Annotated in this window: 22 protein-coding genes and 4 pseudogenes; 12 read left to right on the forward strand and 14 right to left on the reverse strand. The window is 71.2% G+C overall.

Going from position 1 to position 26355, the window contains the following annotated elements; genetic code table 11:
- The first annotated feature begins 177 nt into the window (after window positions 1–177).
- The 3 genes from ACFYW7_RS26700 to ACFYW7_RS26710 all read left to right on the forward strand — a co-directional run bounded on the left by ACFYW7_RS26700 (window position 178) and on the right by ACFYW7_RS26710 (window position 2639).
- On the forward strand, window positions 178–1245 hold the full coding sequence (locus ACFYW7_RS26700) for a zinc-dependent alcohol dehydrogenase family protein (protein ID WP_389506700.1): 1068 nt from the start codon (window positions 178–180) through the stop codon (window positions 1243–1245).
- 18 nt (window positions 1246–1263) lie between these two features.
- Window positions 1264–2043, forward strand: a complete 780-nt coding sequence (locus ACFYW7_RS26705; protein ID WP_389506702.1) for a helix-turn-helix domain-containing protein — start codon at window positions 1264–1266, stop codon at window positions 2041–2043.
- Between the two features lie 155 nt (window positions 2044–2198).
- Window positions 2199–2639: a pyridoxamine 5'-phosphate oxidase family protein gene (locus ACFYW7_RS26710; RefSeq protein ID WP_389506704.1), complete on the forward strand. Its 441-nt coding sequence runs from the start codon at window positions 2199–2201 to the stop codon at window positions 2637–2639.
- 223 nt (window positions 2640–2862) lie between these two features.
- Here ACFYW7_RS26710 and ACFYW7_RS26715 read toward each other — a convergent pair.
- From ACFYW7_RS26715 to ACFYW7_RS26725, 3 genes and pseudogenes are all read right to left on the reverse strand, one after another.
- Window positions 2863–3315 (reverse strand): annotated as a pseudogene (locus tag ACFYW7_RS26715) (prolyl oligopeptidase family serine peptidase); the annotation flags it as partial.
- Between the two features lie 73 nt (window positions 3316–3388).
- Window positions 3389–3787 (reverse strand): OsmC family protein, encoded by a 399-nt coding sequence (locus tag ACFYW7_RS26720; protein ID WP_389506706.1) that lies wholly within the window; start codon window positions 3785–3787, stop codon window positions 3389–3391.
- Window positions 3788–3910: 123 nt separating this feature from the next.
- Window positions 3911–4786, reverse strand: a complete 876-nt coding sequence (locus ACFYW7_RS26725; RefSeq protein WP_389506708.1) for a universal stress protein — start codon at window positions 4784–4786, stop codon at window positions 3911–3913.
- A 194-nt stretch (window positions 4787–4980) separates the two neighbouring features.
- Here ACFYW7_RS26725 and ACFYW7_RS26730 point away from each other — a divergent pair, with 194 nt between their 5' ends.
- Window positions 4981–6732 (forward strand): GAF domain-containing protein, encoded by a 1752-nt coding sequence (locus ACFYW7_RS26730; RefSeq protein WP_389507231.1) that lies wholly within the window; start codon window positions 4981–4983, stop codon window positions 6730–6732.
- Window positions 6733–6924: 192 nt separating this feature from the next.
- A complete protein-coding gene (locus ACFYW7_RS26735; protein WP_389506710.1) occupies window positions 6925–7131 on the forward strand; it encodes a DUF5988 family protein in 207 nt (68 codons plus the stop codon).
- A 490-nt stretch (window positions 7132–7621) separates the two neighbouring features.
- On the opposite strand, the gene ACFYW7_RS26740 is transcribed toward ACFYW7_RS26735, so the two are convergent.
- Both ACFYW7_RS26740 and ACFYW7_RS26745 read right to left on the reverse strand, forming a co-directional pair.
- On the reverse strand, window positions 7622–7822 hold the full coding sequence (locus ACFYW7_RS26740) for a hypothetical protein (protein ID WP_389506712.1): 201 nt from the start codon (window positions 7820–7822) through the stop codon (window positions 7622–7624).
- Between the two features lie 99 nt (window positions 7823–7921).
- Window positions 7922–10195, reverse strand: a complete 2274-nt coding sequence (locus ACFYW7_RS26745; protein WP_389507233.1) for a heavy metal translocating P-type ATPase — start codon at window positions 10193–10195, stop codon at window positions 7922–7924.
- 213 nt (window positions 10196–10408) lie between these two features.
- On the opposite strand from ACFYW7_RS26745, the gene ACFYW7_RS26750 reads away from it, so the two are divergent.
- A complete protein-coding gene (locus ACFYW7_RS26750) occupies window positions 10409–10915 on the forward strand; it encodes an NADH-ubiquinone oxidoreductase-F iron-sulfur binding region domain-containing protein (RefSeq protein WP_389506714.1) in 507 nt (168 codons plus the stop codon).
- A complete protein-coding gene (locus tag ACFYW7_RS26755; RefSeq protein ID WP_389506716.1) occupies window positions 10912–11178 on the forward strand; it encodes a ferredoxin in 267 nt (88 codons plus the stop codon). Before ACFYW7_RS26750 ends, ACFYW7_RS26755 begins: the two co-directional genes overlap by 4 nt.
- 340 nt (window positions 11179–11518) lie before the next feature.
- Here ACFYW7_RS26755 and ACFYW7_RS26760 read toward each other — a convergent pair whose 3' ends face one another.
- Window positions 11519–13930: a glycoside hydrolase family 65 protein gene (locus ACFYW7_RS26760; protein WP_389506718.1), complete on the reverse strand. Its 2412-nt coding sequence runs from the start codon at window positions 13928–13930 to the stop codon at window positions 11519–11521.
- Between the two features lie 44 nt (window positions 13931–13974).
- The gene (locus ACFYW7_RS26765; RefSeq protein ID WP_389506720.1) at window positions 13975–14895 is read right to left on the reverse strand and encodes a DUF1918 domain-containing protein; all 921 of its coding nucleotides are present in this window, start codon (window positions 14893–14895) and stop codon (window positions 13975–13977) included.
- Between the two features lie 133 nt (window positions 14896–15028).
- Between ACFYW7_RS26765 and ACFYW7_RS26770 the strand changes: the two are divergent.
- Window positions 15029–15719: pseudogene (locus ACFYW7_RS26770) on the forward strand (CBS domain-containing protein).
- A gap of 47 nt (window positions 15720–15766) precedes the next feature.
- On the opposite strand, the gene ACFYW7_RS26775 reads toward ACFYW7_RS26770, so the two are convergent.
- Together ACFYW7_RS26775 and ACFYW7_RS26780 are read right to left on the reverse strand one after the other, a co-directional pair.
- On the reverse strand, window positions 15767–16051 hold the full coding sequence (locus ACFYW7_RS26775) for a DUF1876 domain-containing protein (RefSeq protein ID WP_389506722.1): 285 nt from the start codon (window positions 16049–16051) through the stop codon (window positions 15767–15769).
- A gap of 246 nt (window positions 16052–16297) precedes the next feature.
- A complete protein-coding gene (locus ACFYW7_RS26780; protein ID WP_389506724.1) occupies window positions 16298–17116 on the reverse strand; it encodes a universal stress protein in 819 nt (272 codons plus the stop codon).
- Between the two features lie 193 nt (window positions 17117–17309).
- On the opposite strand from ACFYW7_RS26780, the gene ACFYW7_RS26785 reads away from it, so the two are divergent.
- From ACFYW7_RS26785 to ACFYW7_RS26800, 4 genes and pseudogenes are all read left to right on the forward strand, one after another.
- Window positions 17310–18179, forward strand: coding sequence for a universal stress protein (locus ACFYW7_RS26785; RefSeq protein ID WP_389506726.1), 870 nt, complete (start codon window positions 17310–17312; stop codon window positions 18177–18179).
- Between the two features lie 91 nt (window positions 18180–18270).
- Window positions 18271–18578, forward strand: a pseudogene (locus ACFYW7_RS26790) (gluconate kinase); the annotation flags it as partial.
- A 509-nt stretch (window positions 18579–19087) separates the two neighbouring features.
- Window positions 19088–19990, forward strand: a complete 903-nt coding sequence (locus ACFYW7_RS26795) for a universal stress protein (RefSeq protein ID WP_389506729.1) — start codon at window positions 19088–19090, stop codon at window positions 19988–19990.
- 73 nt (window positions 19991–20063) lie between these two features.
- Window positions 20064–20159, forward strand: a pseudogene (locus ACFYW7_RS26800) (universal stress protein); the annotation flags it as partial.
- A 519-nt stretch (window positions 20160–20678) separates the two neighbouring features.
- On the opposite strand, the gene ACFYW7_RS26805 reads toward ACFYW7_RS26800, so the two are convergent.
- From ACFYW7_RS26805 to ACFYW7_RS26825, 5 genes are all read right to left on the reverse strand, one after another.
- The gene (locus ACFYW7_RS26805; protein ID WP_389506732.1) at window positions 20679–21863 is read right to left on the reverse strand and encodes an acyl-CoA dehydrogenase family protein; all 1185 of its coding nucleotides are present in this window, start codon (window positions 21861–21863) and stop codon (window positions 20679–20681) included.
- A 515-nt stretch (window positions 21864–22378) separates the two neighbouring features.
- The gene (locus tag ACFYW7_RS26810) at window positions 22379–22951 is read right to left on the reverse strand and encodes a TetR/AcrR family transcriptional regulator (protein WP_389506734.1); all 573 of its coding nucleotides are present in this window, start codon (window positions 22949–22951) and stop codon (window positions 22379–22381) included.
- A gap of 265 nt (window positions 22952–23216) precedes the next feature.
- On the reverse strand, window positions 23217–24131 hold the full coding sequence (locus ACFYW7_RS26815; RefSeq protein ID WP_389506736.1) for an ATP-binding cassette domain-containing protein: 915 nt from the start codon (window positions 24129–24131) through the stop codon (window positions 23217–23219).
- A gap of 8 nt (window positions 24132–24139) precedes the next feature.
- Window positions 24140–25216: an ABC transporter permease gene (locus tag ACFYW7_RS26820; protein WP_389506738.1), complete on the reverse strand. Its 1077-nt coding sequence runs from the start codon at window positions 25214–25216 to the stop codon at window positions 24140–24142.
- Complete coding sequence (locus ACFYW7_RS26825; RefSeq protein ID WP_389506740.1) at window positions 25213–26232, reverse strand: sugar ABC transporter substrate-binding protein; 1020 nt, start codon at window positions 26230–26232, stop codon at window positions 25213–25215. The genes ACFYW7_RS26820 and ACFYW7_RS26825 overlap by 4 nt, the downstream gene beginning before the upstream one ends.
- Window positions 26233–26355 lie beyond the last annotated feature (123 nt).

Genomic DNA, 26355 nt, shown 5'->3' on the forward strand with positions numbered 1-26355 from the left:
GTGCGCAGGGCACCGCTCCTCCTCGCTCTACCTCAACGGTGCAAGGGGAACGCGGCGCGCGCGAGCGGTGGCAGGGGCCGCCCGGTCCCGCGGTGGGGACCGACCGGCCCATGCGCGAAGCCCCCGCCCCGGTCAGGCTGGAGATACCAGGTCACGTCACGACGTGAAGGGATTGTCATGAAGGGACTCGTGTTCCACGGCCCGGGGAAGTCCGCGTGGGAGAGCGTGGCGGATCCCGGTATCCAGGAGGCCACCGACGCCGTCGTCCGGGTCGACACCGTCACCATCTGCGGCACCGATCTGCACATCCTCAAGGGCGACGTGCCGGAAGTGACCCCTGGCACGGTGCTCGGCCACGAGGCCGTCGGTGAGATCGTCGAGGTCGGCAGCGACGTGCGTACGGTCCGGCCGGGCGATCGGGTCCTGGTCTCCTGCATCACGGCGTGCGGCCGTTGCCGCTTCTGCCGGGAGGGCGCGTACGGCCAGTGCCGCGCCGACGGTGGCTGGATCCTCGGTCACCTGATCAACGGCACACAGGCCGAGTACGTTCGCGTCCCGCACGCGGACCTGTCCACACATCTCCTGCCGGGGGCCGTGGACAGCAAGGACGCGGTCCTGCTGGCCGACATCTTCCCCACCGCTTACGAGGTCGGCGTGCTCAACGGGCGGGTACGCCCCGGAGACACCGTCGCCGTCGTGGGAGCGGGCCCCATCGGGCTCGCCGCGATCGCGACGGCGCGCCTCTACTCGCCCGAGAAGATCATCGCCGTCGATCTCGCTACGGCCCGGCTCGACGCGGCCAAGCGCCTCGGCGCCGACGCCGTCGCGACGGGCGAGGAGGCCGAGCAACTCGTCTCCGATCTCACCGACGGGCTCGGAGCCGACGTCGTCATCGAAGCGGTCGGTGTCCCGGAGAGCTTCGAGATGTGCACGCGCATGGTGCGGCCCGGCGGACACGTCGCCAATGTCGGCGTGCACGGCAAGCCCGCGACTCTGCACCTCGAGAGCCTGTGGATCAAGAACGTGACGATCACCACCGGCCTGGTCGACACCCACTCCACCCCCATGCTGCTGCGCATGATGGCCGCGGGCCGGCTCCCCACGGCCTCCCTCGTCACCCACACCTTCCCGCTCGACCACATGGAGGAGGCGTACGACGTCTTCGCGCGGGCTGCCGACACGGGCGCGCTCAAGGTGGTCCTCGGTGAGCCGCAGCATGACGCCCTGACGGTCAGGACGCCCTGACGGAAGGAGGCGAATGACATGTCCGAACAGACCCGAAGGGGCACGTCCGGCGCGACACCGCAGGGCGAGGGCGCACCCGGGGCACCGTCGGCCGCGACAGCGGACATCGGGGAGACACCCCGGCCGACGGTTCGCACGGCGGCTTCGGCCGCGGCCGCACCGGGCGACATCGGACGGCGTATCGCCGCGCGACGCGAGGAGCTCGGCCTGACCCGGGAAGACGCGGCCGTCCGCGTCGGCACAGCCGCCGGATACCTCCAGTACCTGGAGGAACAGTCCACGGCGAGACCCGGAACCAGCGTCCTGATCCGGCTCGCGGGCGCCCTCGACACGAGCGTCGCCGCCCTGCACGGCGGTGAATACGACCTGCCGCCCGGCCTCGGCCAGGCGGCCGACCACTCCGAACCGATCGAACTCGGCCCCGAGGACTGCCTTGCGCGCCTGTCGACGCACGGCGTCGGAAGGCTCGCCACCGCTGCTGAGGACGGCCTTGTCATCCTTCCCGTCAACTACAGCGTCATCGACGGCACGATCGCCTTCAGGACCGCGCCGGGTTCGGCGATCGCGGCAGCGGTCGGACCGAACGTCGCCTTCCAGGTCGATCACGTCGACGAGGCCCTCAGCCAGGGCTGGAGCGTACTCGTCCAGGGCAGCGTCCGGGCCGTGACCGACCCGGACGTCAGGCGCCGGTTCGACGCCCTCGCCCACAGCCGTCCCTGGGCCGGCGGCGAGGAGCGCGACCTGTGGGTACGCGTCGAACAGGACCGGATCAGCGGGCGGCGGATCGCGGTGCGGTGATCCAGGCTCCGCGCGCGGACCGCAGGAAGGAATGAGCCTCTCCGTTCTCCGGAGACCGGCGAGGCCGATGAGCCTCGGCCTCGATCGTTGTCCCGTCACAGGTGGAAGCGTCGCTCGTGGCCGGAGAACTGTACGCGTGAGAGTTGAGTCCGCTGATGAATCCCGACGACGGCTTTCGTGAACTCGGTCGGCAGGAATGCCTGGACCGGCTCGGTGACGTGCCCATCGGCAGGGTCGTCCACACGCGTGACGCCCTGCCCGCTGTCCTGGCGGTCAATTTCTGCCTCGACGCCGAGTCCGCCGTCGTACTGCGGACGTCGGCGGACTCGGAACTGGCCCGCTCCATCGACGGTGTGGTGGTGGCGTTCGAGGCCGACGCGGTGGACGCGGCCGCGCACTCCGGCTGGAGTGTCGTCGTGACGGGCCACGCCCTGGTGGTGGACGATCCCGCCGAGCACGATCGCCTCACCCGGACAGGACCCCGTTCCTGGGTGGTCTCGCCCCATGACGTCTTCATCCGGATCACGCCCGAACTGGTCACCGGCCGGGAACTCGTCGGCGGCCGCACGCGGTACGGGCTGGAGCGGTATTCCTGACCTCCGCAATCGCGGGGTGGGCCGAACGGCCCCTCGGACGAGGGTGTTCGGCGCCCCGGCCGGTGCTGTCCGGCCCTCGTCCCGGCCCCCCGAACGACAAGTATCGACAGCGCAGGACGTTCCGGGCGGCGTGAGGGGAGACCGGCGATGACCACGACAGTGACGGCTGGGAGCCCGACCCGTTCGTCACCAAGGTCTTCGGGACCTACCGCAAGACCCACAACAGGGTCTGCCGGGCCTGTTCGGCAGCGGCGCCCCCGGCCGCGTACACCGGGTGCTCGCGCAGCGCCGGCGGCAGGAAGGTGAGCGGGTCGGGGTTGTCGGAGCGCCACAGCGTGCCCTCCCGGTCGACTCCGCCGTCGAACGGTTCGGGATGGTTCTCCAGCTGCCAGCGGACCAGGTAGCCGCCGTTGGAGATGCCGGTGGCGATCGTGCGGACCGGGAACCGGTGGTAGCGCTGCCCGACGACGGAGCGGGCGGCCCGGGTGAGCTCGGTGAAGCGCGTGTTCCACTCGGCGATGACGTCGCCGGGCCGGCGGCCGTCGCGGTGGAAGGCGAGGCCGGTGTCGCCCTTGTCGGTGGCGGCGTAGGCGTAACCGCGGGAGAGCACCCAGTCGGAGATCGCGCGGTCGCCGGCGTACTGCTCGCGGTTGCCCGGTGTTCCGGCGACGACAAGGTGGTCGAGCCCAGCAACTGCACCAGCGGCACCGTGGACGGCGCCTGATGGGCCGCGCGGCGGGCGGGCTCGGTCAGGGCTCCAGGCGGACGTCGACAGAGGGAGGCTGATGCAGGGTGTTGTGGACGGTGCAGTGCGAGGCGACGGCCAGGAGGGCGGCCCGGCGCTGCTCGGTCAGTCCGGCAGGGGGCAGGACGGCGACGCGGATCGTGTCGACCCGGGCCGGGCGGTCGGCGGCCATCGTGAACTCGGTCCGCACGCACAGTCCACTTCGGTCGAGGCCGTGCCGGTGCAGGTAGCGGCCGGCGTAGAAAGCGACACAGGTGGCCAGGGACGCGGCGAACAGCTCGACGGGCGTGGGGCCGCTGTTCTTCCCGCCGGCGTCCTCTGGCTGGTCGACGCGCAGCCGGTGACCGCGTACATCCGCGACGTACGCGTCGCCGTCGATGTGGGCGACCTCGAGCTCATGCACAGCGGGTTCCGGTGGACGGGCGGGGGCGGCCGTGTCAGGTGCTGTGCGGGTCATGGCCACATCGCCTCGGTTCCCTCGAGCTGTTCGGTGAGAGGACTGCGGGCGCCCTCGGCGGGCGACGGATCAGACCGTCCGCGGTACGACGGCCACCGGGCAGGCGCTGTGGTGCAGGAGGGTGTGGGACACCCGGCCGAGCTGGAGACCGAAGCGACCGGACCTGCGGCGCGCTCCGAGGACCACCAGGTCGGCGGCGGCCGAGCGATTGACGAGCACCTTGCGGGCCGATCCTTCGATCGGGGTCCTCTGCAGCCGCACAGCGGGATGCTCCGCCGCCGCGTCGGCGACGAGGGTGTCGAGCAGGGCGGAGGCCCGCTGCTCATGCTGATGCGCCGGATCCTCGGCCGACGCCCGGTCGTCGGCTGTCTCGTGTGCGGGGCGGCGCCAGGCGCGGACGACGTCCAGCTCACAGCCACGTGCCTCGGCCTCCCGGAACGCGAACCGGACGGCCTCGCGGCTCGTCCCGGGGTCTCCGGCGCCGAGCAGGACGCGCCCGTGCGAGCCGGCCAGAGCGGCCTTGTCACCCCTGACCACGATGACCGGGCAGGATGCGCGGGCCGCGACCGCCAGGCGCACCGAGCCGAGCAGCGTTCCCTTCAGCTCGCCGCGGCCTCTTGAACCGGTGACCAGGGCGGCGGCGTTCATACCTTCGTCCAGGAGCGCGGACACCGCCTCTGCGGCCACCGCTTCCGTGGAGACCTCGAGATCGGGGTTGTGCCGGTGGACGCGTTCCGCCGCCGAAGCGACGATGTGCTCCACCAGTACCTTCTCGGAGGTGCGCTCCCGGCTCATCGTCGGCAACGCTCCCTCGTACCGTTCCCACAGCGAGGCGTGGACCAGCCGCAGCGGAAGCCCGTCGCGGGTGGCCTCGTCCACCGCCCAGTCGATGGCCAGGAGGCTGCCGTCCGATCCGTCGACGCCCACGACGAGGGGAGGAGTCATGGTCTCCACCGCCTTTTTCCGGCTGCGATGTCGTACGGGGGTACCAATTCCACGATCGTCCCCGGCGTCAGGCGGTGGCAGGGGCCGTCCAGCCCTTTCCCGGGACTGACGGCCCTGGTGCGTGCAGCCGGACGGCGGTCACCGGCACAGCCGGTTCTTCGGCTTACCGGCTCAGGTCGGGGAGGGCTACCGTGATGACGTCCCCTTGCGCGCGGGCCCGTTCGCCGACCGGGACGCACAGAGAAGCCGGGAGGAACAACGTGGGAACCCCGGACGAGTTGTTGGAGGAACTGCAGGCCAGGCTGGACGCGGCCCGGAGCACACGTGACCGGGTACAGAGCCTGCTCGAAGCCGTCCTGGCCGTCGGCCGGGAACTGGACCTGGAACAGGTCCTGCGCTCGATCGTCGAGGCGGCCGCGACGTTGGTCGACGCCAAGTACGCCGCGCTCGGTGTCATCGGATCCGACGGTATGAGCCTGTCGGCGTTCCACACCATCGGAGTAAGCGAGCAGCAGATCTCCGACATCGGCTCCCTCCCGGAGGGGCACGGCATTCTCGGCGAGCTGATCCGCCACCCCGACCCCCTGCGTCTGGAGAAGCTCTCGCAGCACTCGGCGTCCTACGGCTTCCCGGCCGGCCATCCGCCGATGAACAGCTTCCTGGGTGTTCCGATCCGCGTACGCGGCAAGGTCTTCGGCAACCTGTATCTGACCGAGAAGCGGGGCGGGGCGCAGTTCGACGGGGAGGACGAGTCGTTGCTGTCCACGCTGGCCGTGGCAGTCGGCGTGGCGATCGACAATGCCCGCCTGTACGAGTACTCCCGGCTCCGCGAGCGCTGGCTGAAGGCCAACGTGGAGATCAGCCACCGGCTGATGTCCGGAAGCGAACGCGCCGAGGTGCTGAACCTGATCGCCGAACACGCCCGGGACATCTCCTGCTCGGCCCTGGCGGCGGTCGCGATGCCCGTCGAGGGCGGCAGGTCGCTCAGCGTGGAGATCGCCGTCGGGGTGGACGCGGAAGAGCACCGGGGACTGGTGCTGCCTCTGAAGGAAACCTTGGTGGGACTGGCCTTCTCCACCGCTGCCCCGGTCAACAGCGACGACGTCACCCAGGACGAGCGGATCTCCCCCGAACCACCGCGCTTCCAGGGGCTGGGTCCAGCGGTGGCCGTCCCTATCGTCACCCGTGCCGGTGACGTACGAGGGGTGGTACTGCTGGCCCGCGAGACCGGCCGACCGGTCTTCTCCGGCACGGAGACCGCGATGCTGCAGGGATTCGCCGTGCAGGCCGCGATCGCCATGGAACTGGCCGAGCGGCGTCTGGACGCCGAGCAGATCGCCGTGCTGCAGGACCGCGACCGGATCGCCCGTGACCTGCACGACCTGGCCATCCAACGGCTGTTCGCCACCGGGATGACGTTGCAGAGCGCGGGCCGCTTCATCACCCACCCCGAGGCTTCCGAGCGGGTGCTGCGGGCCGTGGACGACCTGGACGAGACCATTAAGATCATCAGGTCGGCCATCTTCGGCCTTCGGGCCCGTGAGAACGACGCGACCGGGAGCGGACTGCGGGCCAAGGTCGCCAAGGCCGCCGACGAGGCCAGGCCGGGACTGGGCTTCGCGCCCAGCGTGCGTATGGAGGGTCTCCTCGACACCGACGTTCCGCGCGAGATCGCCGGCCATGTCGTGGCCGTGCTCGTCGAGGCTCTGGCCAACATCGCCCGGCACTCCCACGCGAGCCGGGCCGACGTGGTGCTGACGACCGACGGTCGTGAGGTACGTCTGAAGGTCTCCGACGACGGGGTGGGCCTTCCGGCGGACGGCCGTCGCAGCGGACTGCGCAACATGGCCGAGCGGGCCGAGCAGCTCGGCGGGCGTCTGGAACTCTCCGCTTCGGCCACCGGTGGTGCCTTGGTCGACTGGCAGGTCCCGCTGCCGGTGAAGTAGAGAGCGCCCACGAGCGCCGGGTCCGAACGGACCGCCGAGGCTCACGGCGTCCGCGACCCGGCCACGGCATGGCTGGACGGGAAGGGCACCCCCCGTTTCTCGCGGATCCGGATCGCCCGCCACGCGAACGGCCGGAGCGAGCCTCGGCGCGTCGCGGGGGTGCGGTCCGGCGTGGGAAGAGAAGATCTGGTCGTGACCGACGCGACAAAAGCAGTTCTCGAGGGTGGCCCTGACGATCTTCCTGAGCGGATCGTCTCGGTTCCGGCGCCCGGCCTCGACATCAAAGTGCCGTTCCGTGGAGGGTACGAGCACTTCCGGGCCACGACGCGGCAGCAGGGGACCGGGCAGGGTCAGTTGCCGGTCTACGAGTGGTGGGAGCGCACGGAGCTCCCGGGGTAGCCGGCTGCGGGGAGCATGCGACCGGAGGGGCGGTGTCGGGCGGCGAAGTGCACCGGGGGCGTGGTCCGTCCCCACAGCGCATGCCGTGTCGGCCCGCTGTCGGATCCGGTGCCCGGCACCGGACCGGGTTCTCGCGGGCTGAGGCCGGTGCCCGCGTGACACCGGGGACGTCGTTGACGTGTGTCCCCCGGACCGGGCCCCGGTTCTCTGGCTGATTTCCCGGGCTTGTGTCGTTGTCCGCAAGTCGCTGCCCGCGCGTTCCGGCTGCCTGCTCCGCCCTCTGTGACGTGAGTGGATCAGCCGGTGAGGTGGCAAGAGCCCGTACGGGCCGAAGGCGCCCATCGCGCCTGACGGAGATCAGCGGCTTCGGCCGACCTCAGTCGCACCGGCCGGAGAAGCTCCGGATGGCGGACCTCGGTCGCGTTGTGGACGATCCGGCGGACACAGGCGGCGAGGTGACCGACGGTGGGGAAGGTCGCGCGCCTGGCGCTCACGGCGCCCGGGGTGTGGACACCGGCACGGTCGCCAACGTCACGAGCGTCAGGACGGGCAGGATCAGACCGAGCCGCCGGGCCGCGCCGGGCCACACCGCGCACGCTATGAGTGCCAGGGCGCTCAGAGGCACGAGCACGATGACGAAGTGCACGAACAAGATGTGCGCGGGCAGTCCGTTGACAACAGTGAGACTCATGCGGGCTTTCTCCATGGGGAGTTGGGGGCTGGCCGGACCGTAGGCGCGCGGACTGGATCTCCAGCCCGCAGACGATCGTCGGGGCCCAGGTGTTCCGGATCAGGGAGCGAGCGAGAAGTAGCTCTCCTCCTCCTGGCTGAAGTGCAGCCGGAGAACGGAATGGAGCCCGTACAGGCAGGCGCGCAGGTCGTCGATCTGTTCCGGCCTCAGTCCGCCCGACTCGTCCGCCATGCGCAGGTGGGTCGTGACGCGGCGGGACAGGCGGGCGATCTCGATGTGGGCGCGGCTCATGGTTTCGGTCGTTCCCGGTCCGCCGAGTTGTCTGTTCAGCGCGGGGTAGAGCTGATGCTCCTCCGCGAGTTCGTGCGGGAGCAGCCGGGTGGTGAGCAGGTGGTCGACGTGGCGCACGGCGGCCAGTGATCCCGGACCGTCCCGCGTGGAGAGCAGGCCGGCGGCTTCACGGATGGCGTCCAGGGTGTCCCTGAGATCGTCGTGTTCGGCCGCGAAGCGGTGGATGAGGTCCTCGGCGTCCGGTTCGAGAGCGGTACGGGTGCCGCGAGCCGGCAGCAACGCGCGCAGGGCGTTGAGGATGACGGCGACGTCGATGGCTTCCTGGAGAAGGGCTCCGACGGCGGGCGGCAGCCATCCCAGGAGGGCCGCGATCATGGCGACCAGCGACAGCGCCATCCCGCCCGCAGCGCTCTGGACCGCGATCCGGCGGGCCCTGACGGCGATCTCCATGGCGTCGGCGAGCCGGTCCACCCGGTCGGTCGTGAGGATGATGTCGGCGGCTTCGGAGGTCGCGGTGGAGCCGCGGGCGCCCATGGCCACGCCGATGTCGGCGGCGGCCAGGGCGGGTGCGTCGTTGACGCCGTCGCCGACCATGACGGTGACGGCTCGTGAGCGTTCGGCCCGTACCGCCCCCACTTTGTCGGCGGGAAGCTGACCGGCCCGGACGTCGTCGAGGCCGAGCACCGCTCCCACCTCTCGGGCGGGCTCCGCACGGTCGCCGGTGAGCATCAGCAGCCGGGTCAGCCCGGCCGACCGCAGCCTGCGGACGGTGCGTGGCGCGTCGTGGCGCAGCGGGTCCTGGAGCAGGACGGCACCGGTGAGGGCGTCGTCGACGGTGAGCCAGGCGACGGCGGCCCCGTCGAGAACGGCGCGGTTGTCCACGGCATGGGCCCAGTCGGGGAGTGCCGCCGGGGAGAGGCCGGACCTGCCGACGGCGAGGCGGAGGCCGTCCACGGTGCCGACGGGTCCGCGCCCGGGTTCCTCCGTGACGTCGGCGGGCACGGACAGCGTGAGGTTGCGGACGCGTGCCTCGCGGACGATCGCGTCGGCCAGCACATGCGCCGAGACCTGGTCGAGTGAGGCGGCCAGCCGCAGCACCTCGGACGGGGAGCGCCCGGGGGCGGCGGCGACCGCCAGGACGCGCGGTCGGCCCGCGGTCAGGGTGCCGGTCTTGTCGATCACCAGGGTGCGCGCCCGGCCCAGCCGCTCCAGCGCCCCGCCGTCCCGGACGATGACACCGCGACGGGCCGCCCTCGACAGTCCGGAGACGACGGCGACCGGGGCGGCGAGCAGCAGCGGGCAGGGTGTCGCCACGACGAGGACGGCGACCGCGCGTTCGGCGGATCCGCTCAGCAGCCAGGCGAGGCCGGCCATCCCGAGGGACAGGGGCAGGAACCACGCCGCGTAGCGCTCGGCCAGCCGCACGGTCGGTGCCCGCTCCGCGGCCGCGTGCTGAGCCATCCGTACGATCTCCGCGTACGTGCTGTCCTGCGCTGTGGCGCTCGCCCGGAGTTCGAAGACACCGCCCGCGTTGACGACGCCACTGCGTACGGGCTCGTGCGTGCCGCGCTCGACCTGGACCGACTCGCCGGTCAGCACGGACTCGTCGAGTTCCGCCGTACCGGCCAGGACGCTGCCGTCGACCGGGACCACGTCTCCGGGGCCGACCACGAGCACGTCGCCGACGACGACATCGGCGAGCGGGACCACGGAGACCTTCCGGCCGGTCCGGCGGCGGGCCGAGCGGGGGGCGTGCTCCAGCAGGGCCCGCAGGTCGTGGGAGGCGCGGCGCTCGGCCGCGGCGTCCAGCGCCCGACCGGTCGCCAGCATCAACGCGATCAGCGCCCCCGCCAGGTACTCGCCCACCGCGAGGGTACCGACCAGCGCCAGCACGGCGATCAGATCGACGCCGGCCCGTCCCTTCCGCAACGCGGCCACGACCCATGCCACGGCGGGAAAGACGGCCAGGACCGTGCCGGCCGCCCAGCAGACGTCGGCGACGCCCTGGTTCCCGGCCGCCCAGGAGATTCCCCCGCTCACCAGGGCGACCGCCGTCACGGCCAGCAGCGCCGGTTCGAGCAGCCGACGGACATCCCGGGCCCGCGGTGGTGCCTGTCCGTCTCCGGTGTCTCTCGTGTGCGACACGGCAGCGGCCCTCCGACGTCTCCGCACATGCCACGCCTCCGGGCGCGGCAGTGTCTCCGCGTATCCATGCAACCGCGCGCACCACGCCGGACGGCAGGGCCGAACGGTCCACAGAGAGGGGCCCACCGGCCGATCCGGGCGGGAAGCACGGTGACGGCGGCACTCAGCCGGGCCGGCTGCCCGCAGGGACGGCTCGGCGCCGTGCTCGCGGGCGGCTTCTTCGGCAGCCGGCTTCCGGTGCCGCTGAGCACCGCGGCGCCGGAACGCGGCGCGGGTGTCCTGGTGGCGCTGCCCGAAGACGCCTGCGGACTGGCCGAGACGGCAGCCGCGCCGGGCTGCCTGGCCGCGCAGAGCGCCCGCCAGTGCGGGCCGTGCCGCTTCGGCCTGCCGTCCGTCGCCGAGGACTTCGCCGCGCTCGCCCGGGGCCGCGCCGACGGTCGGCTGCTGAACCGGCTGCACCACCGCCTCGGACTGCTCCCGCGACGCGGCGCGTGCAGCCATCCCGACGGCGCGGCGCGGCTGGCCGCCTCGGCGCTGCGGGTCTTCGCCGACGACGTCCACCGGCATGTGCACACCGGACCGTGCGGAGCCGCGTTCGCCCCTCTCGTCCTGCCGGTGCCCGCCGCCCGGCCTCCGGAGGAGGGCGATTGGCGATGACCCTCACCCGGATCCACGTCCTGGCCGTCGACTTCGCCGCCTGTGACGGCCACGGACTCTGCGCCGGACTGCTGCCCGAACTGATCGGCTCGGACGAATGGGGCTACCCCGTGCTCCGGGACTCCGCGGTCCCGCCGGACCTGCTGTCCCACGCCCGACGCGCGGTCGCCGCGTGTCCGGTGATGGCGCTCCGTCTGAACCGTGTACCGGCTCCCACGCCCGACCAGCCCCCGAGCCGCGCCTCGCGGCCGGCAGGCGCTTGACGACGCCGGGCGGTGACCGGGATCGTCCCGGGGTTCGCCCATGACAGCGGAACCCCTGAGAGGAGGTACGCCCGCCACTCGCAGGTCACCACCGCCGGTTCACCCGGCTCGCGCCGTTCGGGCCATCGGCGTGCTGAACCGTACGCTCGCCGCCGGCGGCACGGTGGTGGTCCCGGCCTTCGTCCCGGACCGGACCGAGGCCGTCATGCACGGGCTCGCCGAACCGCGCCGCACGTCGACAGTCCCAGCATCAACCGGGCGGTGCGGGAGCCAGGCGCAACGCGAGGGAGCGATCTGGAGTCGATCCGTCGGGGCCGTCGCGTCGGCAGGGCCCGCGACGTCACCGGGAATCACTGTCCGGCACCACGAGTGAACAGGTTTCCCCGGGCGCGATGGTCACCGCGCGATCGGCCAGCATCACGCGAATGGCTGATTCCTCCGAGTCGGGCACGCTGATCTCCAGCCGCCCGTTCCGGCGCCGTACGCCGATGCCCCAGTGACCGCGATAGCGCAGCGTAAAGCCGTACTCGGAGAGCGCCGGGAGCGGGACCGGGTCCAGCCACAGGGCGTCCTCGCGTGTTTCCAGCCCCGTGAGGCCGCGCTGGACCAGGTCGAGGGTGCCGGCCATGGCCCCCAGGTGGATGCCCTCGCCGGTGGTCCCGCCCTGGATGTCGGCGATGTCGGCCTCCAGGGCCTCGTGGACGTACTGCCATGCGTCGGCCCGTCTGGCCTTGGCGAGGACCAGTCCGTGCACGAGTTCACTGAGGGTGGATCCGTGGCTGGTGCGCCGCAGGTAGTAGTCGACGGTTCTGCGCCAGATGTCGTCGTCCAGCTCGTATCCGAGACGCCGGAACAGCGCCGCCAGTTCGGCGGGTGAGAACAGGTAGCCGAGCATGAGGACATCAGCCTGCTTGGACGCCTTGTAACGGTTGACCGTGTCGCCCTCGGCCTCCAGGATCCGGTCCAGCCTGCGGATGGCACCGTACCGGGCGCGGTATGCGTCCCAGCGCAGTTCGGCAAGGTCGTCGTAGCCCCCGAACTGGCTGATGACACCCTGATGGAACGGCACGTTCAGTCGCCGGGAGACCTCCTCCCACTTCGGCAGTTCGTCGGCGTCCAGCCGCACCCGGGAGAACAGTTCCTCGCGGCGCCACACAGGAAGGCGCCGCAGGAGTTCCAGGGTGCGGGTGAGGACCCAGGCGGCCGTGACGTTGGTGTACGCGTTGTCGTCCAGCCCAGGCCGGACCGCGCCCGGGTAGCTGTCGTGGTACTCGTCGGGACCGACGACGCCACGGATCCGGTAGCGGCCCGTCGAGGGGTCGAGGACGGCGAGGTCCGCCCAGAAGCGGGCGATCTGCAGCATCATCTCCGCGCCTTTGGTGTGCAGGTACTCCGTGTCTCCGGTGGCCTCGCAGTACTGCCACACGTTGTAGGCGATCGCCGAGCCCACGTGGTGCTGCAGCCGGGAGTGGTCCGGCAGCCAACGGCCCGAGGCGGGGTTGAGATGCCACTCCTGGGTCTCCTCGCGGCCGTCGCTGCCGCTCTGCCAGGGGTACATGGCCCCCGCCCGGCCGGCCGTGGCGGCCGCTCCGCAGGCCCGGGGGAGGCGTCGGTGCCGGTAGTCGAGCAGGGCCCGCGAGATCTCCGGAAAATGCAGGTTGAGGTACGGCAGGACGAAGAGCTCGTCCCAGAAGACATGGCCCCGGTACGCCTCGCCGTGCAGTCCACGGGCGGGGACGCCCACGTCCAGGTCCGCGGTGTGCGGTGACAGCGTCTGGAGGACGTGGAAGAGATGGAAGCGCAGGATGCGGCCTGCCTCGCCGGGCACCTGCAGGTCCGTTCGCCGCCAGAGCCGTTCCCATGCGGCGACGTGGGAGTCGAGCAGGTCGGGAAAGCCCGGCGCTGTGGACACGCGGTCCACCGCTTCGCCCAGCGGATCGCTGATCGCCGGGTCCCGTGAGGTGTGCACTGCCACGGTCTTGTCCACGGTCACCGGCCGGCCCGGGGAGATCGGGACGATCAAGCGGTGCACGGCCCGGTGGCGGGCCGGACGCAGCACCGATGAGACGGGAGACCGGTCGGCGAGGACAGTGGTCCGGGCGGCCAGCGCGACAGTGATGTCCGACGTGCTGGTCCGGCAGCTCAGCCAGACGGTGCGGGGGTCTTCCGCGCCCGTCCGCACGTGGGTCACATGGCGGCGGTCGAGAGCCCGGTACCGGTGCACGTTGCCGTTGAGCACCTGGCCGTCCAGGGAGCTCTCGATCTCGATCTCCCCCGACCAGTCCTCGGCGGTGAAGACCGTCCGCAGGGCGGCCAGATGCGGATCCCCCATGTGAACCAGGCGGGTCTGCTCGACGCTCATCGAGCCGGTCTCGCCGTCCCCGTGCCGGAAGGACCGGGTGAGCGTGCCGCGCCGCAGATCCAACGTGTGCCGGTGGTCCAGGAAGACGTGCTTGCTCGGGGAGAACCACGATCCCCACGCGCCCTCGGCGCGGCGCAGACGGAACCGGAGAAGCAGCCAGTTCGGGAGATTGACCAGGTCCTCGTTCACGACCTTTCGCCCTGCCACCGTCGACTCCCGGCGGTTGTAGCAGCCGGCCACATAGGTTCCCGGGTAGTGCACCAGGCCGGCCCGGCACTCGGGCAGCGCACCCCGCGTGGCGAAGTAGCCGTTGCCGAGCGTGCAGAGCGATTCACGCAACCGCTCGGCGGCGGGGTCGTAGCCTGTCCACTCCCACATCCACTCCGACATCCGCCACCCGTCCCTCTCCTCGCCTGGATCCGAACCGTGACCGGCTACTGATCGGCCGGGGTGATACGGCGGCCCGTGAGGCTCGTGGGCCGGATCGACACCCACATGTCGCGCTCACCGCCCGCCCAGGGTGTGGTGTGCGCGTTTCGGGCGAGCCTGCCCACGGTCCCGGGGTCCGTCACCATGTCGGCGAGGCCGACCGCGAGCACGCTCCAGCCCTGACTCAGAGCGTCGTCCACGTGGTCGACCTCGAAGGCGACCTCGGCTCCCGCGGCAGCGGCGGTCACGGAGCCGGGGGTGGTCCGGAAGGCGATGGCGTCGTCGACGACCTCGTAATTGACCGGGACGACCGCCGGGCGGCCGTCCGGCGCCGACACCGAGACGCGCCCCACGCCGTGCGTGGAGAGCAGGGCCCGGCATTCGTCCGGGCCCAGGTCCCGCAGCTGAGGGTGAAGCAGTGCGTAGCCCTGCCCTGGCGGGAGATCGGTGCCTCCACCGCGTAGAGCGGGGACGGTGGTGCCCAGCGCGTCGGCCAGCCTGAGGAGAGTCGCCAGGCTCGGGTCGGCGGGCCGTTCCTCCACGTAGGCGAGGTAGCCCGGTGACATGTGGGCCCGGCCGGCTGTTTCCTCCCGGCTGAGCCCCTGTCTCCGACGTTCGGCGGCCACGCGTCGGCCGATGTCCCCAGGATCGGGTGCCCGGGTGGATGAGGTGGCAGTGGAACTGTCTCCCGCCTCGCCCGCGCCCGGTTTCACCTCACGTGCGGTCATCGGCTGTTCATGCTCGAGATGGTGGACGTGGGCATCGGGTCCGGGAAAGACGAGCGTCACTTCGTCCGTGTCCGACCAGCGCACGTCGTACGGGGGCGTTCCGTCCTCGTGGTGAAGTCCGACGATCTCGCCGTCGCGCCTGGTGGCGCCGGTCGCCTGGCTTTCGACGACGAGTTGGTCGCCGAGGTGAGCTCGCATGATCGCCACCCGCTCCCCAGAACGGTGATGTATCCAAAGAATGGTGATGTGTCCAACCTGCCACGCAGGACACGGCGCCGCCTGGGCGGCACTCCCGTGTCCGCGAAGCGGGTGGTACGTACCGGGAGGCGACATGCACCACCGAACGGTCGAGGCGCTCATGAGCCGGGACGTCGTTCGGGCGCAGCCTGACACGCCGTTCAAGGAGCTCGTCAGGCTGTTGGAGGAGAACGACATCACCGCCGTACCCGTGGTGGACAAGCTGGGCCGCCCGGCGGGGGTGGTCTCCGAGGTCGACCTGTTGCGCAAGAGTGCCGATCAGAGCGACCCGTCGGGCAGGACCCCTGTTCCGCACCTGGAAGCCTGGAAGCCTGGAAGCCTGGGAGCGGGCCAAGGCCGAGGGATCGAGGGCCGAGGAACTGATGTCCGCTCCCGCGGTGTGCGCGTGTCCGGAGTGGACCGTGGCCGAGGCCGCCCGCCTCATGGAGACCCAGAACGTCAAACGGCTGCCCGTGGTGGACGAGGCGGACCGTCTGGTCGGCATCGTCAGCCGTGGTGATCTCCTGCGGATCTTCCTGCGACGTGACGAGGCCATCCGTGAGGAGATCACCGGGGACCTTCTGCAGCACACATCGGGGCTCGATCCACGGGACGTGACCGCGGAGGTGCGTGACGGGAGGGTCACCCTTGCCGGCACCGTGGGGCACAGGACGCTCATTCCCGTCATCGAGCAGCTGTGCCGTGGCATCGACGGGGTGGTATCGGTCTCAGGAAGGCTCGGCCACCGGACGGACGACGCTGGGGACGCTGCATCCGGTACCTGAACGGGGTGGGCCCGAGATCGTGGGTTGTCGCGTTGTTCCGTCCGGGTTCAAGCGGGCCACCCAAGTGGCGCAGGTGTGATGGGTCGGTGCGGCGACATGCCTTCGACGTCCCGCAGGGCGACGTTCAGCAGTTGGTGGGCGAGGTCGTCCATGGCCCTGCCCGCCGCGAGCTCGTCGCCGATTTCCGGCACGTTCGTGTCCTCCGGACTGCAGTGTGCGGTGCCGCGGCCCGTGAGCGTCGTGGTGCCGGTGTCCAGCACGACGCGTGCCTTCGTTGCTCCGTCGTCCTCGAAGAGGTGCAGACGTACGTTCCACTGTCTCGTGTGCGACATCGCCTTCTCCTTGCCTGCAGGGCCGCGTCCTGCTGAACGCCGCGACGCCAGTGGTGCGTGGAGTGACATCAGCGGACGGGCGAGATGTCCAGGTAAGGCCTGGTCGGTCTCCAGCGGATGCCGATCGGCCCTCTGGTCCTTCCACGATCGAACAGCAGGCGTCTTCGATCACAGAGCCGAAGGTCCCTGAAGGACCTGCGACCGACCCGGAAGCAGGTGTCGATGCCTCGCCTTTTGCTGCGGCGGTCACATCTGGGGGACGATGGCGACGGGACACGGGGCGTGATGCAGCACCGCGTGGTTGATCAGGCCCAGCTGCAGACCCGGATGCCCGAGTCGCCGCTGGGCGCCCACGACCAGCAGGTCGGCCGTCGACGCGGCTTCCAGCAGAACCGGGCGTGCCGGTTTCTCGATCGATCGTCGGCTCACCACGGCGTCGCGGTACCTCTGGGCAGAGCCGCGCAGTGCGTCGTCCAGTACCTGGGCCGGCGGACGCCGATGGGCTTCCAGGAGCCACGACGGGGCTCGCGGTGTCGTACAGGCACCGGCCGGGGTACTCCAGGCGTGCACCGCCACGAGCCGACAGCGCCGCAGATGCGCCTCACGCAAGGCGAAGTCCACGGCCGTGCCACTGCCCTCCCCGTCCTCGACACCCACGACGACGCTGCCGAACCGGTGTGCGCGACGCTCCGAGGTGCCGCGGACCACGACGACCGGGCAGTCGGCGCGTGCCGCCACGGCGAGGCCGACCGAACCCAGGAGCATGTCGGCGAAGTCCCCGGGTCCTCTGGAGCCCAGTACCAGGGCGAAGGCGTTGCGTCCCTTCTCGAGCAGGGCCGAGGCCGCGTCCTTGTGCGAGATCTCGCTGGACAACCGCAACGCGGGAGCGGTCTTCATGGCCCGTGCCGAGGCGGCGCCGATCACGTCGGCCGCTTCCTGCCCGTAGGCGACCGCGTGCAGGAGATGGAGCGGCGCCGCGTGCAGGACCGCCTCGTCCGCTGCCCGGTCGACCGCGTCCAGGCTCGTCTCGGATCCGTCCACTCCGACCACAAGGGGAAGCGTCATGCTCGTGTCACCTCGTCATGCCGGATTCCGTGCCTTCCGCTCCCTCTCCGTGGCTCCACATGCGCCAGGCGGAGATTGGGGGTGATCCTGAGAGAACGCATCTCCCCGGTGCGCAGGCGACGCAGTGACCAAACTCCGGTCGCGGACTCGTTCATCGTCATTTCCAGCTTCTTACGAGATGGAGGCCGTCGCCATGCAACCAGCCGTCACCGTAGGCCTGGACGGATCGCCCGAGAGCCTGGCCGCCGCCCGCTGGGCCGCCGACGAAGCCGAGAGGCGCGAGCTCCCTCTGCGCCTGCTGCACGCGTGGCCGATGCTGGCGCCGGAGCCGCCCCGGGCCGCCGCCGAAGTCGATCAGAACTATTGGGCGAAGCGTCTGGTCGACACCGCGCAGGCGGAGCTGCAAGCCCGTCACCCGGGCCTGTCCGTCGTCGGGAGCCTGGTCGCCGACGACGCCCAGAACGCCCTGCTCCAAGCGGCGTCGGAGTCGGAGATCACGGTGCTCGGTTCCCGCGGGCTGGAGTCCGTCGAGAGCTATTTCCTGGGCGACATCAGCATGCCCGTCGTGGCACGCGCCGAACGGCCGGTGGTGCTGGTCCGCGCCGACCTGCGGGAGCAGAAGGCGCCCCCCGTACCAGCGGGCCCTGTGGTCGTCGCGCTGAAGCTGCACGGGTCCTCCGACGACCTGCTCGAATTCGCGTTTCGGACCGCCGCGGTCAGAGGCGCACCTCTCCTGGCCGTGCACGGTCGCAGTGTGCCGCTCCACGCACATGTGCCTTGGGGCGTGGACCACGGCGTCGTCGAGGAGATGACGCGCGAGGCTCACGAGGAGGTGAGCAAGGTGCTGCACCGGTGGCGGGAGAAGTACCCGCGGGTGGAGGCGGGCGACAGCATCCTTCTCGAAAGTCCCGCCAAGGCCGTCGTACGGTCCGCCGAGGGCGCGACGCTGCTGGTGGTGGGCCGACGTCGGCACCGTCATGGTCTGGCACCGCACCTGGGGCCGGTGGCGCAGGCCGCCATTCACCATGGGCGCTGCCCGGTCGCCGTCGTTCCTCATGACTGAACGAGGCCCCGACCGGACCCCGGGGCCTCACGTCGCTGCCTCGCCCCGATCGGGTGCCCGGGACGACGGAGACCCGCTGTCCCGGGCGGGCGTGTGCGAGATCCACACAGCGGTCCTGTTCTTCGTCGGCGCCCGTGCTTGCAGCTCGAGAAGCCGGTCGATCCGGGCTTCCTGGACCACACCACGGTGGCGGCGCGACGGGTCGCGTGCGAGCGGGAAGTCGCCCTCAACCGTCGGTTCGCCCCCGACGTCTACCTGGGGCTGGGAGAGTTCCGTAATCCGGGCGTGTCGGCGACCGAACCGATCGTGGTGATGCGCCGCATGCCGGAGGACCGCCGCCTCTCCCGCCTGATAGGAACAGGAGCCTCGGTCGACGGCATCCTCCGAGCACGGAGACGTCGTTGAGGCCGACGTCGAGGATCGTCTCCATCATGCCGGGCATGGAGAACCGCCCCCCCCCGGAGCGGACGGACAGCAGCAGCGTACGGGCCTCCACTGGGCCGATCGGCCCAGTGGAGGCCCGTAGGCGCGCCTGAAGCTGTCCGTCGTGAGGCGGTGTGGCGCGTGGGGCAGCGAACCGGGCAGGCCGCGCTGTCCGATGACCACGGGGCACTGAAGCGGAGTCCCGGAACGCGGCTCCAGCCGCTACCGCACATCCAAGCCCGCCATCACCACCAACGCCCTCGACGCCTCGCCCGAAAGCCTCGCCACCGATCAGCATCCGGCATCCGGATCGAGCGGTATGCGTTCAACCCGGCCAGACGCGCCATCTCCCTCTTCCGGACCTGCGACGCGCTTCGGACAAAGGGGCCGGACGGCCCCCGGAGGGCCCGGGCAGCCTCTGTCCCCGCACGGGCCGCGGCGTGACGCTGGTACCGGACGACAGACCGAGTCCTGGAGGTGCCGACATGCTTTCGCCCGTGGTCGTAGGAGTCGACGGATCCGCCGAGAGTCTGGCCGCCGCCGTATGGGCGGCCCGCGAGGCCGAGCGGCGGGACCGACCGCTGCACCTGGTGCACGCCTGGGACTGGCACCCCCGTCGGCAGGAAGGCGAGATCGTCGGCGCCGCCCAGCGGCATCTGGCCCGGAGTTCGCTGCGTCGGGCGGAGGAACACGTCCGCGCCGAGTGCCCCGACGTCCGTCTCAGCGACGAGCAGACGGAAGGCCCCGCCACCGCCGCCCTGCTGAAGGCGGCGGACCGGGCCGACCTGATGGTCCTCGGCTCACGAGGACTGAGCGGCTTCACCGGATTCCTCGTGGGCTCCGTGGCACTCGGCGTGGTCGCGCAGGCGACGCGCCCCGTCGTCCTCGTCCGGGCGGACGAGCAGGCGGCCGACGAACACGTGCCGGCACCCGACGGAAGCCCCTCGACGGATACCGGCCACCGGGACGTCGTGCTGGCCGTGGACCTCGATGATGCCTGTGACGAGGTCATCGAGTTCGCCTTCGAGGCCGCCCGGCTCCGGCACGCACGCCTGCGGGCCGTGCACGCCTGGCACGCCGCCGGCCCGGTCGGCCTGGGATCGGGTGACATCGGCATGGTCGAGGAGCCCTGGCAGGGCGAGGAGTGGCTGGGTTTCCTCAAGGCCGTGCTCCAGGTGTGGCGCGACAAGTACCCCGACGTGGAGGTCCTGGAGACGGTGGTGGAGGACAAGCCTTCGACGGCGCTCGTGAGGGCCGCGACCGGAGCGGGTCTCCTCGTCGTCGGCCACCGCCTCGCCGAACGCCCGCTCGGCCCCCGCACCGGCCCCGTCACCCATGCCGCGATCCACCACGTCGGCTGCCCCGTCGCCGTCGTACCCCATTTCTAGAGGAGCACCCGAGAGTGCGGGCCCTTTCTCCAAGGGCTCGCACCAGCACCGATGGACGAAGGACGCGACGGTCATGACAAGGCCAGTCGTAGCCGGCCTGGACGGTTCGAAGGAGAGCCTCGCCGCAGCCGACTGGGCGGCGAGGGAAGCTGTTCGCCGCGGACTGCCGTTCGCCGGCGAGCTGTCGGGCGGGTTCCGTGTCCTCCGGCTCCGGCGAGAGGGCGCGGAAGAACCCGAACACCGTCCGCCCGTCGCAGCGGTGGTCCAATGTCCCTCGACCAGAATCCAGCCACCGTCCACTCCATGGATCTTCTCGGGCGACCACACCTGGTCCGGTACGGCCACCGTCTCCGAGGTGAGCCAGATGTGGTCGTCTGTGGACTCCATGGGTGCCCACAGCGGAAGAGCCATGGGCGCTACCGGGGTCTGCCGGGGAGGTCGGGTCGATGCCGGACATCAAGCGTTCTGCGTCCCCGAAGGGAGTTGGTGCGCGGTCGGCGTCCACGAGGCGGCCGACCACACCAAGCCCGACAACCTCAAGGCCGAGCATCACGTGTGGGTGGGCTCCGGTGGGTGCCCTTCGGTGGGTGGGTGCTCGGCGACGCGCACCCACCCTTTCCCACGTCCTGAGGAAGCCGCCGACACCAGACGCTCGACCGTCTTCGCCGGGGGCCACCGCCCGCCCGTGCTACTGCTTGCCCGTGGTGCTCACCCGGAGCGTACCGCGGGAGTCCTCCTTCAGCGCACGGCCGATGATGAGGCGCTGGATCTGGTTGGTGCCCTCGAAGATCTGCATGACCTTGGCCTCGCGCATGTAGCGCTCGACGGGGAAGTCACGGGTGTAGCCGGCGCCCCCCAGCACCTGGACCGCGTCGGTGGTGACCTTCATGGCGTTGTCGGTGGCGATCAGCTTGGCGATCGACGCCTCGGTCTGGAACGGGAGCCCCTCGTCCTTGAGACGGGCAGCGGCGAGCGTGGTGGCCCGGGAGACCTGCACGGACGCGGCCATGTCGGCGAGGACGAAGGCCAGGCCCTGGTGCTCGATGATGGGGCGGCCGAAGGTCTCCCGCTCCCGCGAGTAGCGCAGCGCGTGGTCCAGCGCCCCCTGCGAGAGGCCGGTGGCCACCGCCGCGATGCCGAGGCGTCCGCAGTCCAGCCCGGCGAACGCGATCCTGAGCCCGTCGCCCTCCGCGCCGAGCCGACGGCGGGCGGGGACGCGTACGTTCTCCAGGCGCACGGTGGCGGTGGCGGACCCGGTCAGGCCCATCTTGTGCTCCGGCGGATCCGCGACCAGGCCCGGCGAGTCGGCCGGGACGAGGAAGCAGGAGATGGCCCGTGAGCCCGTGTCGGCCGTGCGCGCCATGACGGTGTAGAAGTCCGCGTGGCCGCCGTGGGTGGTCCAGGCCTTCGCGCCGTTGAGCACGTAGTCGTCACCGTCCCGGACGGCGCGCGTGCGCATCGCGCCCGGGTCGGAACCGGCGTGCGCCTCGGACAGGCAGTAGGCGCCGAGCAGTTCTCCGCCGAGCATGTCCGGGAGCCACTCCTTCTTCTGCTCCTCGGTGCCGAACGAGGCGAGGGCGAAGCAGGACAGCGCGTGCACCGAGACGCCCACCGCCACGCTCGCCCACACGGCGGCGATCTCCTCGACGACCTGGAGGTAGACCTCGTAGGACTGGTCCCCGCCGCCGAATTCCTCGGGGTAGGGCAGGCTCAGCAGCCCGGCCCGGCCGAGCGTGCGGAAGACCTCGCGCGGGAACCGTTCCTCGGCCTCCGCCTCGGCCGCGCGCGGGGCGAGCTCCTTCTCGGCGAGCTCGCGGGTCAGGGCGATCAGGTCGACGGCTTCCGGAGCGGGGAGCGTGCGGGTCGCGGGCATGGCGTGTCCTCGGTGGTGGCGGGCGCGCTGACGATTTTGATACGCCAGACGATACAAGAGTATCGTTTTTGGTACCGCTCGGCCATGGCGGGCATCACGGGACCCGCCGGTCCGTCGCCCCGGAACACTGTTGCCCGGGCCTGCGCGGCTCGGCGGCCCCGTTGTCGGGCCCGGCCTGGCCCGACCCTGACCCCGGCCCCGGCCGGACGTGGCTGCCTCGGCCCGGGGGCGTCGGGGGGCCGCACCACGGTGTCGACGGGGTGCGCGTCGGGCTCGGGTCCGGGCGAGGTCGCGGCGGCGTGCGGCACCGTCGGGCTCCCGTGGGCCGGGTCTAGCGCGTACGCGCCTTCGGATCGCCCCGGCCGCCGGTTGCAGGGCCGCTGCTTCGGGAGTGGTCGGTTCCGAGGGTGCCGGTTCCGGGGCGCGGGCCGCGGGACGGCGCCCGTGTCGAGGGCGGCGCCGATTCAGGGGCGGCGGGATCTCAGGTGATCGTCACCGAGGCGGCCGCGCCGGGGTCAGGGGGAGACGGCGTGGACGATGAGCGACGCCAGCTCGGCGTAGGCCTCCGCGTCGCTCAGTCCGGTGCGGGCCGCGACCTCGCCCCGCTGGATCTCCTGCATGGTGGCGCCCACCACCTCGCCCACGAACGCGGCGTGGACGTCACGGAAAGCGCCCGCGGCGACACCGTCCGCGATCAACTGCCGGATCCTGCCCGCGGCGAGGCGCGTGTTGGCCTCGTACACCTCGCGGGCCGGCTCGAACCGGGCCATGTCGTCGAGGAATTGCCGGGACAGCGGCCTCAGCTGATGCGCGACCGCGTCCAGGTAGACCACCACGCGCTCGGACGGCGCCGAGGTGTCGGCCACCTGCTTCTCGACGGCCTGGGCGGCCTCGCGGAAGTAGTGCTTCACCGCTTCCCGGACCAGTTCCTGCTTGCTGCCCGCCAGTTGGTACAGCGTCGTCTTCGAGCAGTGCAGCCGCTCGGTCAGCTCATCCAGGGTGAACGCCGCGAAACCCTCCGTCACCAGCAGCGCGACCAGCCGTTCGAGCAGGTCGGTCTGGCGCGCTGTGCGGCGTGTGGACGGCATGATCTCAGCGTAACCGTTCCTGCTCGACCGTAACCGTCCCCCCCTCGGGGTGCGGCCTCGGCGGTGCGTCAGGGGTGGGGCGCGTCGTCGGGCGCCGGCGGGAGCGCACGGGGCGCCGTTGCCGACGCCGTTGCCGATGTGGCGGACGGTCCGGGCGAGCGGACGGCCGGGCTCGTCGGCGCGCCCGCGTGGCCGGGCGCGTGGGTGTGCGCGACGGCGCGCGCGGGCGAGGGCGGCTCGGGCCCGGTCCAGGGTGGTCACGGCGTCAGGTGGCACCTCCGGGGGCGTCGGGCGTTGGTGACGGTGGGTCCACCCGGTCGGGGAGCTCCTCCACGTCGACCCCGGGCACCTGCGCCAACTCATGCTTGAGAGCGGCGAGTTCTGCGCCGCCCGCCATGTGTTCGGTGAGTTCCTCCAGGGTGACCTCGCCGCGGGCGGCGCTGAGTTCGAGCGTGCCGAGCCGCAGCACACTGAAGTGGTCGCCGACCATGTAGGCGTGGTGCGGGTTGTGGGTGATGAAGACGACGCCGAGGCCGCGGTCCCGGGCGGCCGCGATGTACTTGAGGACGACACCGGACTGCTTGACGCCGAGCGAGGCGGTCGGTTCGTCGAGGATGAGGACGCGGGCGCCGAAGTGGACGGCGCGGGCGATGGCCACGGACTGGCGCTGGCCGCCGGACAGCGTGCCGATCGGCTGGTCGAGGTCGTCGAGGACGATGCCCATGGCGCGCAGTTCCTCGTCGGCGGTCCGCTTCATCCGCGCGATGTCGAGACGGCGTACGGGCCAGGGTCCCCTGGTGAGTTCGGAGCCGAGGAAGAAGTTCCGCCATACGGGCATCAACGGGACCGTCGCGAGGTCCTGGTAGACGGTGGCGATGCCCTTGTCGAGCGCCTCGCGCGGCGTGCCGAACCGCACCGCCGTGCCGTCCACGAGGAACTCGCCCTCGCTGTGCCGGTGCAGTCCGGAGATGATTTTGATGAGGGTGGACTTGCCGGCGCCGTTGTCGCCGAGGACGCACGTCACTCGGCCGGGGTGGACGGCCAGGGAGACCCCGTGCAGGGCGCGGATGTTGCCGTACGACTTGCCGGCGCCGCGCAGTTCGACGATCGCGGCGGAGCCGTCCCCGGGCGGGGTGTCCGGGAGGACGGCGTTCGTGGTTCCCGAACCTTCTTCGTTCATGGGGCGGTTCACTTCCGGGTCGCCGTACGGCGGACCCACAGATTGACGAGCGTGGCGCCGAGCAGCATCACGCCGAGGAAGGCCTTGAACCAGTCGGGGTTCCAGCCGGCGTAGACGATGCCCTGGTTCACCATGCCGAACATGAAGGCGCCGAAGACCGGGCCGATGGCGGAGCCGTAGCCGCCGGTGAGCAGACAGCCGCCGATCACCGCCGCGGCGATGAAGATCAGTTCCTGGCCGACGCCCTCGCCCGACTGCACGGTGTTGAACGAGAAGAGCTGGTGCATGCCGACGAACCAGGCGCCGAAGCCGACCGTCATGAACAGCGTGATCTTGGTGAAGGTCACCGGCACGCCTACCGCGCGGGCGCTGTCCTGGTCGCCGCCGACGGCGAAGACCCAGTTGCCGAACTTGGTGCGCAGCAGCACCCAGGTGGCCAGCGCCGCGAAGACCAGCCACCACACGATCGTGATCTTCACCTGGACACCGCCGACGTCGAACGACGAGGCGAAGACCTTCTTCGCCGGGCCGAAGCCGTCCATGTCGCTGATGTCGTCCGTGGCGACGTTGGTGGTGACCAGCTTGGTGACGGCGAGGTTCACGCCTTGCAGGATCAGGAAGGTTCCGAGGGTCACCAAGAAGCTCGGCAGCCCGCTGCGGACCATCATCCAGCCGTTGAACGCGCCGATCGCGAGCGAGACGACGAGCGCGACGACCACACCGACCCAGACGTTCACGGTGAGTTGGTAGCTGAGCATGCTCGCCGTCAGCGCCGAGGCGATCACCGCGACACCGGCGGACAGGTCGAACTCGCCGCCGATCATCAGCAGGGCCACGGGCAGCGCCATGATGCCGATCGTCGACGACTGGTAGAGCACGGTCGCCATCGAACCGCCGGAGCGCACCGAAGGCGCCGCGACCAGGAAGAAGACGAACACGGCCACGGCACCGAGGAACACCCCGACCTCCGGCCGGGCGAGCAGCCGCACCACCGGGGTGCGCCGCGCCGCCCGCCCGTCGGTCTTCCGGGGGCCGGGAGCCGGCGGCACGGTCACCGCCGGTCCGGCCCGACCGGCCGTGCTCACCGGGTGCCCTTCGAGGCGAACTCGGCGACGGCCTCGACGTTGCTCTTGTCGACGAAGGCCGGGCCGGTCAGGACCGGCTGTTCCCCGCCGCCGCTGTAGTTGCCGTTGTTCTTGTAGAGCCACAGCGAGTCGATCGCCAAGTAGCCCTGGAGGTAGGGCTGCTGGTCGACGGCGAACTGGATGGTGCCCTTGCTGATGGCGCCGGTGAGGTCCTTGTTGAGGTCGAAGGTGGCGATCTTCGCCTTGCTCCCGGCGTCCGAGACCGACTGCACCGAGGTCAGGGCGTACGGGGCGCCGAGGGTGACGACGTAGTCGATCGCGGAGTCCCGCTTGAGCTTCGCGGTGATCGTGGACTTCACGGACGGCATGTCGGTGCCGTTGACGTACAGGGTCTCCGTGCTGCCCTTGAAGGTCTTCTTCACGCCGTCGCAGCGCTGGGTGAGACCGACGTTGCCCTGCTCCTGGACCACGCAGACGGCCTTCTTGGCGCCCTCCGTGTTCAGCCTCTTGCCGAACGCCTCGCCCGCGACGGTCTCGTCCTGGCCGAAGAACTCCGTCAGGCCCAGCTTCTTCCAGTCGCTGAGGCCCGAGTTGAGCCCCACGACGGGTATGCCGGCCGAAGTCGCCTTGCCCACCGCGTCCTTCATGGCGTCCGGCTTGGCGAGGGTGACCGCGATGCCGTCGACCTTCTGGTCGATCGCGTTCTGGACCAGGTTGGCCTGAGCGCCCGCGTTCGGGTCGTTGGCGTAGAGGAGGTCGATGTTGTCCTTCGCCGCGGCCGCCTCGGCGCCCTTGCGGACGATGTCCCAGAACGTGTCACCGGCCGCCTGATGAGTGATCAGGGCGACCTTCATCTTGGGGGTGTCGGCCTTGCCCGTGGCGGCGCCGTCCCCGTCGTCCTCGGACTTCTTGCCGCCCGAGCCGCTGGAGCAGCCGGCGGCGAGCAGGGCGGACGCCGCGGCCAGGGCGATGAACGGGGCGAATCTCCGGGAACGGGGGTGGAACGTGCGATCCATCTTCCAGCACCTCACTGTGCGGTCGGGGGAAAGCGAACGGGACGGCGCGGGGCGCGGGGCCCGTGCGGGGTCCGGACGGCGGATCCGGGCCTGGTCCGGTGCGGCGGCGGTTTCGTTGGGACG

Source organism: Streptomyces sp. NPDC002580, from assembly GCF_042889485.1.
GTDB lineage: Bacteria > Actinomycetota > Actinomycetes > Streptomycetales > Streptomycetaceae > Streptomyces.

Coding starts and splice junctions, on each gene's coding strand:
- ACFYW7_RS26700 (WP_389506700.1), top strand. CDS start 178: ATGAAGGGACTCGTGTTCCACGGCCCGGGGAAGTCCGCGTGGGAGAGC.
- ACFYW7_RS26705 (WP_389506702.1), top strand. CDS start 1,264: ATGTCCGAACAGACCCGAAGGGGCACGTCCGGCGCGACACCGCAGGGC.
- ACFYW7_RS26710 (WP_389506704.1), top strand. CDS start 2,199: ATGAATCCCGACGACGGCTTTCGTGAACTCGGTCGGCAGGAATGCCTG.
- ACFYW7_RS26725 (WP_389506708.1), bottom strand. CDS start 4,786: ATGACTCCTCCCCTCGTCGTGGGCGTCGACGGATCGGACGGCAGCCTC.
- ACFYW7_RS26730 (WP_389507231.1), top strand. CDS start 4,981: ATGACGTCCCCTTGCGCGCGGGCCCGTTCGCCGACCGGGACGCACAGA.
- ACFYW7_RS26740 (WP_389506712.1), bottom strand. CDS start 7,822: ATGAGTCTCACTGTTGTCAACGGACTGCCCGCGCACATCTTGTTCGTG.
- ACFYW7_RS26755 (WP_389506716.1), top strand. CDS start 10,912: ATGACCCTCACCCGGATCCACGTCCTGGCCGTCGACTTCGCCGCCTGT.
- ACFYW7_RS26760 (WP_389506718.1), bottom strand. CDS start 13,930: ATGTCGGAGTGGATGTGGGAGTGGACAGGCTACGACCCCGCCGCCGAG.
- ACFYW7_RS26765 (WP_389506720.1), bottom strand. CDS start 14,895: ATGCGAGCTCACCTCGGCGACCAACTCGTCGTCGAAAGCCAGGCGACC.
- ACFYW7_RS26775 (WP_389506722.1), bottom strand. CDS start 16,051: ATGTCGCACACGAGACAGTGGAACGTACGTCTGCACCTCTTCGAGGAC.
- ACFYW7_RS26780 (WP_389506724.1), bottom strand. CDS start 17,116: ATGACGCTTCCCCTTGTGGTCGGAGTGGACGGATCCGAGACGAGCCTG.
- ACFYW7_RS26785 (WP_389506726.1), top strand. CDS start 17,310: ATGCAACCAGCCGTCACCGTAGGCCTGGACGGATCGCCCGAGAGCCTG.
- ACFYW7_RS26795 (WP_389506729.1), top strand. CDS start 19,088: ATGCTTTCGCCCGTGGTCGTAGGAGTCGACGGATCCGCCGAGAGTCTG.
- ACFYW7_RS26805 (WP_389506732.1), bottom strand. CDS start 21,863: ATGCCCGCGACCCGCACGCTCCCCGCTCCGGAAGCCGTCGACCTGATC.
- ACFYW7_RS26810 (WP_389506734.1), bottom strand. CDS start 22,951: ATGCCGTCCACACGCCGCACAGCGCGCCAGACCGACCTGCTCGAACGG.
- ACFYW7_RS26815 (WP_389506736.1), bottom strand. CDS start 24,131: ATGAACGAAGAAGGTTCGGGAACCACGAACGCCGTCCTCCCGGACACC.
- ACFYW7_RS26825 (WP_389506740.1), bottom strand. CDS start 26,232: ATGGATCGCACGTTCCACCCCCGTTCCCGGAGATTCGCCCCGTTCATC.